Source organism: Bartonella sp. AP150HLJHH, from assembly GCF_042196385.1.
Lineage (GTDB): Bacteria > Pseudomonadota > Alphaproteobacteria > Rhizobiales > Rhizobiaceae > Bartonella.
In genome coordinates this window covers 106,503-118,916 of record NZ_JBHIQC010000001.1, presented here as the reverse complement: position 1 = coordinate 118,916, position 12,414 = coordinate 106,503, and the positions used below count along the sequence as shown (strand labels likewise).

The following is a 12,414-nucleotide window of genomic DNA, read 5'->3' as shown; positions in this document are numbered from 1 at the left end:
ATTTTAATTCTTTAGCAATTTTTTTATCACATCAAAAACCTGTTGACGTGTATTCTCTAAATCTTTCCCTGTATCAATAATAAAATCAGCGCGTTCTCGTTTTTTTTCATCTGGCATTTGTTGAGCGTTGATAAAGGCAAATTTTTTCTCATTCATACCTTGGCGAATCATTACACGTTCTTTTTGTATTTCTGGTGGAGCAGAAACAACAATAACGCTATCCACACGACTTTCACCATTTTTTTCAAACAGAAGTGGAATATCAAGAATAACTAATTTTTTCCCTTGTTCACGCGCTATATCAATAAATTCCCTTTCTTTTTCTTGCACCAAAGGATGAATTATTTTTTCTAATGTTTGTAATTTTTCCTTATCATCAATCAAAATTTCAGAAAGTTTCAAACGGTTAACTTCTCCGTTTTCAACCACACCAGGAAAAATACGCTCTATGAATGACAAAGCTGGCTCACTTTTATAAAGCTGTTGTACTGCTTCATCAGCACTAAAAACAGAAATACCCGCTTGCTTGAAAAAATCAGCAACTGTTGATTTTCCCATAGCAATTGATCCCGTTAATCCTATGATCTTCATTCTCTTTTTTCACTCATATCCTCTAAAATAGCTGTCCGTAACGCTTTTGTTACCTGTGGTCTTATTCCGAACCACTGTTCAAACCCTATAACAGCCTGATGTAGAAGCATCCCAAGTCCATCAACCGTCTTGAGATCACAAGCCTTTGCCTGTTGTAAAAAAGGAGTTATCAATGGTGTATAAATAATATCTGTTACTAATGCCGTTTTTTTTGCTTTATGAAAATCGCAAAAAAAAGAATCACTTTTTTCTTCTGGACTTTTTATGCCAATAGAGGTTGTATTAACAATCAAATCAGCTTGATGAAGTATTTCATGGATTTTATGCCAATCGTAAACTTTAATGATTTTTCCAAAATGCTGAGCTAAATTATCAGCACGTTGTTTTGTACGGTTAATTAAATAAATCTGTTCAAATCCGCGTCTTTTTAAGGCATATATGATAGCGCGTGCGGCACCACCTGCTCCAAAAACAAGAGCTGTTTCCCCTCCCCAATCAGATACAAAATCATCAAGATTAGCGCTAAAACCATAGGCATCACTATTCGTGGCACAAAGCTTATCTCCTTCATACCAAAGTGTATTAACAGCACCAATCATTGTTGCTCTCTCATCTTTATAATCTGCTAAACGAAAAGCTTCCTGTTTATAAGGCAAAGTAACATTTCCTCCACAAAAGCCTATTTTTTGTAAAGACGCAATAAAATGACTGAACTCTTCAGATGTTACTTCTTGTGCAAGATATTCTCCTTGTAAACCATATTGTTTAAGCCAAAAATTGTGAATTCTTGGCGATTTTGAATGATGAATTGGAGAACCAACAACAAAAGCACGCGGATAATTTGTTTTTTTTATTGTTAAGTCAACCATCAATAATTCCTAAGTGGCGCAGTTTTATGAGTAGAGGCAGCAAAGGTAAACCAACAATGGTAAAAAAATCTCCTTCAATTTTTTCAAAGAGATGAATTCCTTCTCCTTCAATTTTATATACTCCCACGCTGTTTAAAACATCTTTTCCTACGCGTGCTAAATAACGTTCAATAAATTCTGATGAGAGTAAACGGACGGACATATGTGCACTAAAAGCTTCAACCCAAATTTTTTGACCATTTTTAAATAAAGCTACCGCACTATGAAGAGAATGGGTTTTTCCTGATAATTCACATAAACGTTGATGTGCTTCTTTAATATTTGTTGCTTTGTGAAAAACTTGACCTTCAAAATCAAGAACTTGATCACAACCAATAACGAAAGCATCAGGAAAACGATCTGAAACATTTTTTGCTTTTGCGCTCGCAAGAAAACAGCTGAGTTCTTTAGGTGTTTTTTCTTTTGCTTTTTTTTCTACTTCTCTTTCATCAAAAGAAGCTCTTTCAATGGAAAAATTTAAGCCTGCTTTTTTTAATAATTTTGCACGATAAAAACTAAGAGATGCTAATATTAAAGTATCTGCGTTCATGAGAATTTTCTCTCATTTCCTTCACGAAATCGTGATAACAGTTCAAATATTGCAGCAGCAGTTTCTTCAATAGAACGTCTTGTGACATCAATAATAGGCCAACCAAAACGTTCGCAAATGCGTTTTGCATGGATTAATTCTTCAGCTATGTTGATACGATTAGTATAATTATCAAGAGCAAAACCTTCTCCTAAATCTCTATTTTGACGAATATGTGAGATTCTTTCAGCTGAAGCAATTAAACCAATAATTAAAGAATTTTTTGCCTCTAAAAGGGATTCTGGCAAATCAATATTAGGAATAAGAGGAATATTAGCCGTCTTTATTCCGCGATTTGCTAAATAGATACTTGTTGGCGTTTTAGAGGTTCTTGAAATTCCCACAAGGATCACATCTGCTTCGGATAAGCTACTGGAAGACTGTCCATCATCATGCTCTATTGTAAAATCCAGTGCCTCAATACGGCGAAAATAATCTGCATTAAGATCATGTTGTGCGCTCGCACGTAAATGTGTTGGCATTCCAAGGTAAGACTGAAAAGCATTTAAAACAGGATGCAATATATCAATACAGGGAACTTTTATTTTTTTACACCTTTTTTGAAGGAGAAGTTTAAATTCTTCATCAATCATTGTGTAAAGAACAATACCTGGCTCTTGTTGTATTTCATCAAGAGCTTTCTGTAACTGTATTCTATTACGAATCATAGGATAGATATGCTCTGTTGCCTGAATCATTGCATATTGCGATGCTACAGCTCTTCCAACAGAAATTAATGTTTCTCCTGTTGCATCAGAAAGCATGTGTAAATGAAAGAATTTTTTTTCTTTTGTCACAAAAATTTTAACTCCTTGTTAAGACATGTGTATATATCCTCGTCGTTTTTTATAAAACTAAAATTTATGAAAAATTCTCCTTTTTTATGCACAAATTAAATGCTTGTGATAATTTAATCCCTCTTATAAAAAAAGAGGGGATAATATCTTTAATATAGTGATATTTTTATTCTTTTTTCAGTTCCTTTTGTGGATAAAATTGAGGATAAATAATAATCCACACTAAACACAGTTATAAATAAGAATAATCCTTTCTTTAATATAAATTTATTAATATAAATTTCTGTAAAAAATACTTTTGAATAGCATTTCATTAATGTTATAATCCTAACTCACATTTTTGTTATTAAAATAATTAAATACTATTTGAATTTTATATTTTTTCAAGTTTTTCATATAATTACTTAATATTACAGGAACAAATTTCATATAAATGGTACTTGCAGATTAAAAAAATTGAGTGTAGAATATTTTTTCTTAGTAATATTTCACTCATAAATTTCCATAAATTATTTAGAACAATCTTCTCCTTAATCACAAAGAGCATATTTCATGCAAAAAATGAAACTACAAGAACTTAAAAGCAAAAATCCCGTTGAGCTTGTTTCTTTTGCTGAAACATTAGAAGTTGAAAATGCCTCCCTTATGCGCAAACAAGAATTAATGTTTGCTATCTTGAAAAAACTTGCTCTACAAGACGTTGAAATTATAGGAGAAGGTGTTGTTGAAGTTTTACAAGACGGATTTGGATTTTTGAGATCTGCTGATGCTAATTATCTTCCTGGTCCTGATGATATTTATCTTTCACCTGCACAAATACAGTCGTTTTCTTTAAAAACAGGCGATACAATTGAAGGCCCCATACGCAGTCCAAAAGAGGGAGAACGTTATTTTGCTCTCCTTAAAATTAATACAATTAATTTCGAAAAACCTGAAAAGATTCGTTATAAAATCCACTTTGATAATCTTACTCCTCTTTATTCAAATGAACGTTTCCAAATGGAAATACAAGATCCTACAGAGAAAGATATGTCATCACGCGTGATTGATTTGATATCTCCATTGGGAAAAGGACAAAGAGGGTTAATTGTAGCTCCTCCTCGGACGGGAAAAACAGTTTTACTTCAAAATATTGCTCATTCTATTACCACTAATCATCCTGAATGTTATCTCATTGTTCTTTTAATTGATGAACGACCAGAAGAAGTTACTGATATGCAGCGTTCAGTAAAAGGAGAAGTGGTTTCTTCTACTTTTGATGAACCTGCAATACGTCACGTACAAGTGGCAGAAATGGTCATTGAAAAAGCCAAACGTCTCGTTGAATATGGGCGTGATGTTGTTATTCTTCTCGATTCTATTACACGTCTTGGGCGTGCATATAATACAGTTGTTCCTTCTTCAGGTAAAGTTTTAACAGGTGGTGTGGATGCAAATGCCCTCCAGCGTCCAAAGCGTTTTTTTGGTGCAGCACGTAATATTGAAGAAGGCGGATCTTTAACCATTATTGCAACGGCTTTGATTGATACAGGAAGTCGTATGGATGAGGTTATTTTTGAAGAATTTAAAGGAACAGGTAATTCGGAAATTGTTCTTGATCGAAAAGTTGCTGATAAACGTATTTTCCCTGCTATGGATATTTTAAAGTCAGGAACGCGTAAGGAAGAACTGCTGGTAGAACGACAAGATTTACACAAAATTTTTGTTCTTCGTCGTATTTTAGCATCTATGAATGTAACAGATGCAATTGAATTTTTGATTGATAAATTAAAGCAAACAAAAAATAATAGTGAATTTTTTGATTCAATGAATACGTAAAGTCATTAAAGTTTTTATTAGGATAAAACCTGTGGATACAATCTTTGCTGTTTCGAGTGGATTGTTACCTTCAGGGGTTGCAGTCATTCGGCTTTCTGGTCCTCATGTTGTGGATATAGTTAAAACGCTTTGTGGTCGTTTACCTAAAGCACGTTTTATGCATTATGGAAATCTTACTGCTCGTGATGGTAGTTTTTTAGATTCTGGTTTAACTGTTTTTTTTCCTGCTCCTCATAGTTTTACGGGGGAAGATTGTGCAGAATTCCATTTACATGGAGGAAAAGCAGTCGTTAATCGTTTTCTCGATGAATTGTCGACATTTTCTGGATGCCGTATTGCAGAAGCAGGTGAATTTTCACGTCGTGCTTTTATGGAAGGAAAATTAGATCTTGTTCAAGCAGAAGGTCTTGCTGATTTAATAGAAGCAGAAACGGAAAGCCAACGGCGTTTAGCTGTTATGGGTACAAGTGGACATTTAACGACGCTTTATCGTGATTGGCGTCATAAGCTTATGAAGGCGCGTGCTTTTATTGAGGCAGAACTTGATTTTGTTGATGAAGCAGATATTCCCAACGCAATATCTGATAAAGTTTGGAAAGATGTTGAGGATCTTTGTACTTCTATTCGGGAATATATTACTGAAGGAGAACGTGCGAGTATTTTACGTGATGGATTAAAAATTGTTATTGCTGGTGCTCCAAATTCTGGAAAATCAAGCATTATGAATCGTCTTTCAGGAAGATCTGTTGCTATTGTAACGGAAGAAGCAGGAACAACCCGTGATGCTTTAGAAATGAGAATTATTCTTGGTGGTTTACCTATTTTTTTAACCGATACTGCTGGTTTTAGAAAAACAGAAAATAAAATAGAACAGATGGGAATAGAAATTGCTAAACAGCATGTTAGGGAAGCTGATTTGGTTATTTTGGTTTATGATATAGGAAATCCTAAGCAAGTTGATTTACCAGAAACATCGGCTGAAATATGGTGTGTTGGCAATAAACTTGATCTTTATGAAAAAAATGATCAGCGTTGGTCTATACAATTTTCCGCATTAACTGGTTTAAATTTTGATTATTTTATAAAAGAACTTGAATTATTTTGTCATCATCGTGCTTCTGAAATTGGAAATATTGTTCCAGCACGTAAAAGGCAACTTCAATTATTAAAGCAGGCTGTTAAAGAGATTGAATTTTCTCTTAATTATCATTCTCTTGATCTCAGTTTACGTGCAGAACATCTCCGTTGTGCAAGTGATTTTCTTGGGAAAATTACAGGAGATATTGATGTTGAAGATTTGCTTGATATTATTTTTTCAGAATTTTGTGTTGGTAAATAATGATTCACGTGAAACATTGATTATTTCATAGACAGATTATAAAGATTATGTAATTTATATACTGTTTCACGTGAAACCTTAGAATATTTTCTACGGAATGAATTAAATGCAATCATATGATGTTGTTATTGTTGGTGGTGGTCATGCTGGCTGTGAAGCGGCTTCAGCTTCAGCACGTGTAGGAGCCAAAACAGCGCTTGTTACACATAAAATATCAGCACTGGGAACAATGTCGTGTAATCCTGCTATTGGTGGACTTGGAAAAGGGCATCTAGTTCGTGAAATAGATGCGTTAGATGGTCTTATGGGAAGAGCAGCAGATGCTGCTGGAATTCAGTTTAGACTACTTAATAGACGTAAAGGACCGGCAGTAAGAGGACCACGGACACAGGCAGATAGACAACTTTATAAAAAAGCAATTCAAAAATTATTAAAAGAACAAGAAAATCTTACTCTTATTGAGGATGAAGTTATTGATCTGGTTGTTAAAGATAATTGTGTATCAGGTGTTATTTTAAAAAAACAAGGAACAATTTTTTCTGGTGCTGTTGTTTTAACAACAGGTACGTTTTTAAATGGCTTTATTCATATTGGTAATAAAACATGGGCTGCTGGTCGTATGGGAGATCAGTCAAGTGTAAAACTTGCTGAACATTTGAAAAAATATCATATAAAACTTGGACGATTAAAAACAGGAACCCCTGCTCGTTTGAGTAAAAAAACAATTGCTTGGGAAGCTCTCCAAAAACAACAAGCAGATGAAAATCCCATACCCTTTTCTCTTTTAACAGAGAAAATTGAACAACCACAAATTGAATGTGCAATAACACGTACAAATGAGAAAACACATCAAATTATTCGCGAGAATATTTATCGCTCTGCTTTATATTCTGGAAATATTGAAGGGTTAGGACCACGTTATTGTCCTTCTGTTGAAGATAAAATTGTGAAATTTGGAGAACGTGATGGGCATCAGATCTTTCTGGAACCAGAAGGATTAAATGATGATACTGTTTATCCAAATGGTCTTTCTACTTCTCTTCCTGAAAATGTACAAATTTCTCTATTGAAAACCATTGAAGGATTGGAAAATGCTATAGTTTTGCAACCTGGTTATGCTATTGAATATGATTTTGTTAATCCACAACAATTAACGAGAAGCTTAGAATTACGCTCTTTACTAGGTTTATTTTTAGCAGGCCAAATTAATGGTACAACAGGATATGAGGAAGCAGCAGCACAGGGACTTTTAGCTGGATTAAATGCTGCACGTAAAGTAGGTAAATTAGATGAAATACTTATAAGTCGTTCTACTGCTTATATTGGTGTTATGATTGATGATTTGGTTTCACGTGGTGTTTGTGAACCTTATAGGATGTTTACATCACGTGCTGAATTTCGTTTATCTTTACGATCTGATAATGCTGATACGCGTTTAACACCTTTGGCACAAAAATGGGGTATTGTAAGTAAAATACGTTGGGAATGTTATCAGAAAAAACAACAACGGCTTGATCAAGCACGATCAATATGTCAAAATCTTTTTTTAACACCCAATGAAGCTTCTGCTCATGGATTACATGTTAATCATGATGGAATTCGGCGTTCGGCTTATGATTTTCTTGCTTATCCTCATATGACCTTAGAGCGTCTTTCAGATTTTTGGCCACAATTAAAAACAATTGATTCTAAAACAGCAGAATCTTTAGAAATTGAAGCACAATATGCGGTTTATTTAGATAAACAAGCACAAGATATTGCCTCTCTTCAGAGAGATGAGCGTTTAGAAATTCCTTCTTCTCTCGATGTTCAGGCAATTTCAGGTCTTTCAAATGAACTTAAATCAAAAATTCAAGAAGTGTCGCCGCGTTCAATTGCTGATGCACAAAAAATTGATGGCATGACACCCGCCGCGTTATCGCTTATTATTACACATATTCAACGTCAACGACGTGAAAAGGCTAAAACAGCTTAATGAATTTTTCTACAGAAAAAAAATATCAACAATTATTAAATATTGTTCCTTCTGTTTCACGTGAAACGATGGAAAATTTAATTCAGTTTGAGTCTTTAATACTTCAGTGGAATGCACATATTAATTTGATATCTGCTACAACTATACCAGATCTATGGACACGACATATTCTAGATTCAGCACAAATTTTTCCTTTGTATGCTCATTCTTTACATTGGTGTGATTTAGGATCAGGAGGAGGTTTTCCTGCAATTGTGATTGCTATCTTTTTGAAAGAAAAAAAAGCAGGACATATTAATCTTGTTGAAAGTAATGGGAAAAAAGTTGCTTTTTTGCGAACAGTTATTGCTCAACTTAATCTTCCAGCAACGGTTTATCACGCTAGAATTGAAGATATATATCAAAAAATTCCCATATCTGATATTATAACAGCACGGGGATTAGCGCCGCTTGATACTCTTTTACAACTCATTTTTCCTTTATTAACAGAAAAAACAATAGCTCTTTTGCAAAAAGGTCGGGATTACGCTACAGAAATAAAAAATGCCTCTGCCAATTGGCACTTTGATCTGTTAAAACATAAAAGTAAAGTTGATGAAAATTCTGTTATTTTGGAAATTTCTCATATTCGATCATATAGAGGGTAGAGCAAAATGAGCGAAACACGAATTATCGCTATTGCAAACCAAAAGGGTGGAGTCGGAAAAACAACCACAGCAATTAATCTTGCTACAGCTTTAGCGGCTATTGGTGAAAATGTCCTTATTATGGATGTTGATCCACAAGGTAATGCTAGTACAGGTTTAGGGATTGATCGTAATAGCCGTCCTTTATCTTCTTATGATGTTTTGGTTTCGGGCGTTTCAATTACACAGGCGGCTTTAAAAACAGCCGTACCCAATCTTTATATAGTTCCTTCTACACTTGATCTCTTAGGTGTGGAAATGGAAATTTCTTCATCAAAAGATCGCATACAACGTTTACGTAAAGCTCTCTATGATGATCCGGAAATGGAAAAAAAATTCAATTATATTTTAATTGATTGTCCTCCCTCCCTTAATCTTTTAACACTTAATGCTATGGGGGCTGCGGATTCTGTTTTAGTGCCTATGCAGTGTGAATTTTTAGCACTTGAAGGTTTAAGTCAATTACTTGAAACAGTAAAACAAGTGCGATCCGTACTTAATCCATCTTTAGAGATCCAAGGTATTGTTTTAACAATGTATGATGGACGTAATAACCTTTCAAATCAAGTTGTTGAAGATGTACGCTCTTTTATGGGAGATAAAGTTTATCGTACTGTTATTCCACGAAATGTAAGAGTATCAGAAGCGCCTTCTTTTGGCAAACCTGTATTGCTTTATGATCTTAAATGTGCTGGGAGCCAAGCTTATTTGCGTCTAGCATCAGAAATGATTCAACGTGAAAAACAAGCACGTGCTGCTGCTTAAAAATGTAAAATTTTTTGTAAGAAAACTCAAAGAGCAAAATTATGAACGATGATCTATCAAAAAAAAGACTAGGACGTGGATTAGCGGCATTGATTGGAGATATCAATTTAAACAACAATATTGCACGTTCATCAAGCTTTGATAAATTAAATGAATCCGGTAGTCTTTCTGAGCGATTTATTTCTATTGAATCTATTTCATGTAATCCTCACAATCCTCGGCGTCATTTTACTGAAACAGAGCTTGATAATTTGACACAATCAATTCGTCAACACGGTGTGGTTCAACCGGTTATTGTGAGGCCTTTAAGAGATCATCCTCATCAGTTTGAATTGATTGCGGGTGAACGGCGCTGGCGTGCAGCACAACGTGCAAATTTAAGTCAATTACCCGTTATTATTCGTGATGTGGACGATAAAACGGCTTTGGAATTGGCAATTATTGAAAATGTTCAACGTGCAGATCTTAATCCTATCGAAGAAGCAAAGGGATATGAGATGCTTCTAAATGAACATGATTATACGCAAGTAGATTTAGCGCAAGTTATAGGAAAAAGTCGTAGTCATGTTGCAAATACGCTTCGTTTGTTAAAACTTCCAGAAAAAGTACAACAATTCTTAACTGATGGACAACTTTCTGCAGGTCATGCACGTTGTCTTATAACCGTTGATGATCCACAAAATTTAGCTGAGAAAATTATTCGTGAAGGGCTTTCAGTACGTCAAACAGAAATACTTGCATATGAGCAAGCTAATCCTAAAACTAAAAAGCGTACCAATTTGGAGAAAGATGCTGAAACAAAATCTTTAGAAAAATTACTTGCAGATGTGATAGGAATGAAAGTTATTATTCGACATGGTAAAAAAGGTGGAGATTTAAAAATACATTACTCTTCATTAGAACAATTAGATGAAATTTGTCGGCGTTTACAAAGTTAATCAATTGTTCTAAAAAGATTTTTTTAACAGTTATCTTTTAAAATTTTTATTATTCTATACATATGCTCTTTAGCAAATTCTATATTGCTTGAAGGTAAAAAGTTTTTTTCATAAGTAGAATTTTCTTCATCAGTAAGTACATACAATGTCGCTTGAAGTGCTAGGTGAGCAATAACAAACTCTTTCGGTGTTATATTATTTTCTTTTAAAATATTCACAAGTTTTGGATTATTAGAAATATAGGCAGCGTATTTTTCAATATTATCATTATAAGTACTGAGATCACTTTTTGTATTTGTTTGTTCTGGTTCTGAAGATAAATTTTTACATTCTATTTTGATTTTTTCCAGCTTTAAAAGAAGATCTTCTGTTAAGGAATAATTTGCAATGAAAGGCGGTATAAAAGAAGGATCATCTATTTCTTGTTTTTTTTCTTGAGCGTATGCTACAAAAGGAAAAATGAAGAAAAAGCACAAAAGAAGTTTAAACATGACTAAAAATTATCCTTTCTTTTTTGAATTTCAATAAATATTTTTTCGTCTGTTATTCTTTATTTTTATAAAAACATTTGTTAAATATAGTCGAAATAAACACAATTATTAGGAATGATAAAAACACGGTGATTTTTAATGCACGGACTTTTTTATTAGATTAATGGGATGATATTTTTAATGTGTCATAGCTGATTAGTTGCTCAAAATGAGTTTTTCACAGCTATCTAAAAGAATTGTCGCTTTAAAAAAATGTTTTTTAACAAATTCAAGATTGTTTAGAAATATAGTATTTTTCTCAGTAGAATATTCCTTTTCAGGTACAAATATGAGAAGCGTTGATATTTCTTTAAGAGCTAAGGTTCCTGAAGCAAAATCTTTCGATGTTATATTATTTTCTTTTAAAATATTTACAAGTTTTGGTTTACTAGAAATATAGGTAGTGTAATTTTCAATACTAGAGTGGATACTAGAATCATAAGTTATAAGATTATTTTTTGTTTCTGGAAGTAAGTTTTTACATTCTTTTTCAATTTTTTCCAGCTTTAAAAGAAAATCTTCTGTTAAGGGATAATTTGCAATGAGAGATGATATAAGAGAAGAATTATCTGTTTCCTTTTCCTCTGCCCTTGTTAGTTGAATATGTATCACGAAAAGAAAAAGGAGGAACAAACGTAATACGAACTTAAGCATGGTTAAAAATTATCCTTTCTTCTTCGAATTTCAGCAAAAACTTCTTCATCTGTTTCTTCTTCCATTACAAGGTTTCTTCGCAATACACTATCATCCCAGCGAAGAAAGGGATTGGTGGCTTTTTCTTGCCCTAAGGTTACTGGTAAAGTCATAGCGTTTTTTGCACGTAGCAAAAAAACTTCCTCTATTCTTTGGTGGAGTTTTTTATTATGTGGGTCAATTGTTAGTGCGAAAAGAGCGTTATTTTTTGTATATTCATGTCCACAATAAAGAAGTGTTTCATCAGGAAGTTTACGAAGTTTTTTTAAAGAATTCAGCATTTGTGCTGGTGTTCCTTCGAAAAGACGTCCACAGCCCAATGAAAAAAGTGTATCTCCAGCAAAGAGTAAATTATTTTCAGGAAAATAGTAAGATAATGCGCCTAGAGTATGACCAGGTGTTGAAAGAGCTAAAAGAAGGTGTGAGCCAAAAGAAAAACTTTCATCAGGTTGAAGTGTTTTATCAAGATGATCAATCTTTTCTTTTTCTGCTTCTGGTCCGATAACCGTAGTGTTGTAAACTTGTTTTAATTCTGATAGGGCTTCTACATGGTCGTGATGATGATGAGTTACAAAAATAGTGTTAAGTGTCCAATTGTGGCGCTTTAAGGCGTTGTGAATCGCTTTGCCTTCAGGAGCATCTATTGCAGCTGTCATACCACTTTTTTCATCATGAAGGAGTACACCGAAATTGTTTTCTCGACAAATAAACTGTTCAATCAACATATTTTTTCTCCCGAACAGTGTTTGGCGATGAATCTATAAAATAATCGGTAGTGATGATTT

At 33.7% G+C, this 12,414-nt stretch carries 13 protein-coding genes; 6 read left to right on the top strand and 7 right to left on the bottom strand.

Going from position 1 to position 12,414, the window contains the following annotated elements; translation table 11 throughout:
* Positions 1–3: 3 nt before the first annotated feature.
* Genes coaE through ACFING_RS00485 form a run of 4 tightly spaced genes read right to left on the bottom strand, consistent with a single transcriptional unit; the run spans position 4 to position 2,885 of the window.
* Positions 4–591: a dephospho-CoA kinase gene (gene coaE / locus ACFING_RS00500; protein WP_375612770.1), complete on the bottom strand. Its 588-nt coding sequence runs from the start codon at positions 589–591 to the stop codon at positions 4–6.
* Complete coding sequence (locus ACFING_RS00495; protein WP_375629126.1) at positions 588–1,460, bottom strand: shikimate dehydrogenase; 873 nt, start codon at positions 1,458–1,460, stop codon at positions 588–590. The genes coaE and ACFING_RS00495 overlap by 4 nt, the downstream gene beginning before the upstream one ends.
* Positions 1,453–2,049: a Maf family nucleotide pyrophosphatase gene (locus ACFING_RS00490; RefSeq protein WP_375629123.1), complete on the bottom strand. Its 597-nt coding sequence runs from the start codon at positions 2,047–2,049 to the stop codon at positions 1,453–1,455. The genes ACFING_RS00495 and ACFING_RS00490 overlap by 8 nt, the downstream gene beginning before the upstream one ends.
* Positions 2,046–2,885, bottom strand: a complete 840-nt coding sequence (locus tag ACFING_RS00485) for a pyruvate, water dikinase regulatory protein (protein ID WP_375629120.1) — start codon at positions 2,883–2,885, stop codon at positions 2,046–2,048. The genes ACFING_RS00490 and ACFING_RS00485 overlap by 4 nt, the downstream gene beginning before the upstream one ends.
* A 552-nt stretch (positions 2,886–3,437) precedes the next feature.
* Here ACFING_RS00485 and rho point away from each other — a divergent pair.
* The 6 genes from rho to ACFING_RS00455 all read left to right on the top strand — a co-directional run bounded on the left by rho (position 3,438) and on the right by ACFING_RS00455 (position 10,406).
* Positions 3,438–4,703 (top strand): transcription termination factor Rho, encoded by a 1,266-nt coding sequence (rho, locus tag ACFING_RS00480; protein WP_015857121.1) that lies wholly within the window; start codon positions 3,438–3,440, stop codon positions 4,701–4,703.
* A 31-nt stretch (positions 4,704–4,734) separates the two neighbouring features.
* Positions 4,735–6,042, top strand: coding sequence for a tRNA uridine-5-carboxymethylaminomethyl(34) synthesis GTPase MnmE (gene mnmE / locus ACFING_RS00475; protein WP_375620894.1), 1,308 nt, complete (start codon positions 4,735–4,737; stop codon positions 6,040–6,042).
* Positions 6,043–6,148: 106 nt separating this feature from the next.
* The gene (gene mnmG, locus ACFING_RS00470; RefSeq protein ID WP_375629117.1) at positions 6,149–8,017 is read left to right on the top strand and encodes a tRNA uridine-5-carboxymethylaminomethyl(34) synthesis enzyme MnmG; all 1,869 of its coding nucleotides are present in this window, start codon (positions 6,149–6,151) and stop codon (positions 8,015–8,017) included.
* The gene (gene rsmG / locus ACFING_RS00465; protein ID WP_375611339.1) at positions 8,017–8,664 is read left to right on the top strand and encodes a 16S rRNA (guanine(527)-N(7))-methyltransferase RsmG; all 648 of its coding nucleotides are present in this window, start codon (positions 8,017–8,019) and stop codon (positions 8,662–8,664) included. The genes mnmG and rsmG overlap by 1 nt, the downstream gene beginning before the upstream one ends.
* Before the next feature lie 6 nt (positions 8,665–8,670).
* A complete protein-coding gene (locus ACFING_RS00460; RefSeq protein ID WP_273790170.1) occupies positions 8,671–9,468 on the top strand; it encodes a ParA family protein in 798 nt (265 codons plus the stop codon).
* 41 nt (positions 9,469–9,509) lie between these two features.
* The gene (locus tag ACFING_RS00455; protein ID WP_375629114.1) at positions 9,510–10,406 is read left to right on the top strand and encodes a ParB/RepB/Spo0J family partition protein; all 897 of its coding nucleotides are present in this window, start codon (positions 9,510–9,512) and stop codon (positions 10,404–10,406) included.
* Between the two features lie 23 nt (positions 10,407–10,429).
* On the opposite strand, the gene ACFING_RS00450 is transcribed toward ACFING_RS00455, so the two are convergent.
* The 3 genes from ACFING_RS00450 to gloB form a co-directional block, all read right to left on the bottom strand.
* Positions 10,430–10,897: a hypothetical protein gene (locus ACFING_RS00450; RefSeq protein WP_375629111.1), complete on the bottom strand. Its 468-nt coding sequence runs from the start codon at positions 10,895–10,897 to the stop codon at positions 10,430–10,432.
* Between the two features lie 195 nt (positions 10,898–11,092).
* Positions 11,093–11,590, bottom strand: coding sequence for a hypothetical protein (locus tag ACFING_RS00445; protein WP_375629108.1), 498 nt, complete (start codon positions 11,588–11,590; stop codon positions 11,093–11,095).
* A 2-nt stretch (positions 11,591–11,592) separates the two neighbouring features.
* Positions 11,593–12,354 carry a hydroxyacylglutathione hydrolase gene (gene gloB, locus ACFING_RS00440; RefSeq protein WP_375629105.1) on the bottom strand — a complete coding sequence of 254 codons (762 nt, stop codon included), beginning with the start codon at positions 12,352–12,354 and terminating at the stop codon, positions 11,593–11,595.
* Between the last annotated feature and the right edge of the window lie 60 nt (positions 12,355–12,414).

Bases quoted from the DNA above. Each gene is read 5' to 3' on its own strand.
- mnmG (WP_375629117.1), top strand. From the start codon at position 6,149: ATGCAATCATATGATGTTGTTATTGTTGGTGGTGGTCATGCTGGCTGT.
- ACFING_RS00445 (WP_375629108.1), bottom strand. From the start codon at position 11,590: ATGCTTAAGTTCGTATTACGTTTGTTCCTCCTTTTTCTTTTCGTGATA.
- ACFING_RS00460 (WP_273790170.1), top strand. From the start codon at position 8,671: ATGAGCGAAACACGAATTATCGCTATTGCAAACCAAAAGGGTGGAGTC.
- rsmG (WP_375611339.1), top strand. From the start codon at position 8,017: ATGAATTTTTCTACAGAAAAAAAATATCAACAATTATTAAATATTGTT.
- gloB (WP_375629105.1), bottom strand. From the start codon at position 12,354: ATGTTGATTGAACAGTTTATTTGTCGAGAAAACAATTTCGGTGTACTC.
- rho (WP_015857121.1), top strand. From the start codon at position 3,438: ATGCAAAAAATGAAACTACAAGAACTTAAAAGCAAAAATCCCGTTGAG.
- ACFING_RS00450 (WP_375629111.1), bottom strand. From the start codon at position 10,897: ATGTTTAAACTTCTTTTGTGCTTTTTCTTCATTTTTCCTTTTGTAGCA.
- coaE (WP_375612770.1), bottom strand. From the start codon at position 591: ATGAAGATCATAGGATTAACGGGATCAATTGCTATGGGAAAATCAACA.
- ACFING_RS00490 (WP_375629123.1), bottom strand. From the start codon at position 2,049: ATGAACGCAGATACTTTAATATTAGCATCTCTTAGTTTTTATCGTGCA.
- ACFING_RS00455 (WP_375629114.1), top strand. From the start codon at position 9,510: ATGAACGATGATCTATCAAAAAAAAGACTAGGACGTGGATTAGCGGCA.
- ACFING_RS00495 (WP_375629126.1), bottom strand. From the start codon at position 1,460: ATGGTTGACTTAACAATAAAAAAAACAAATTATCCGCGTGCTTTTGTT.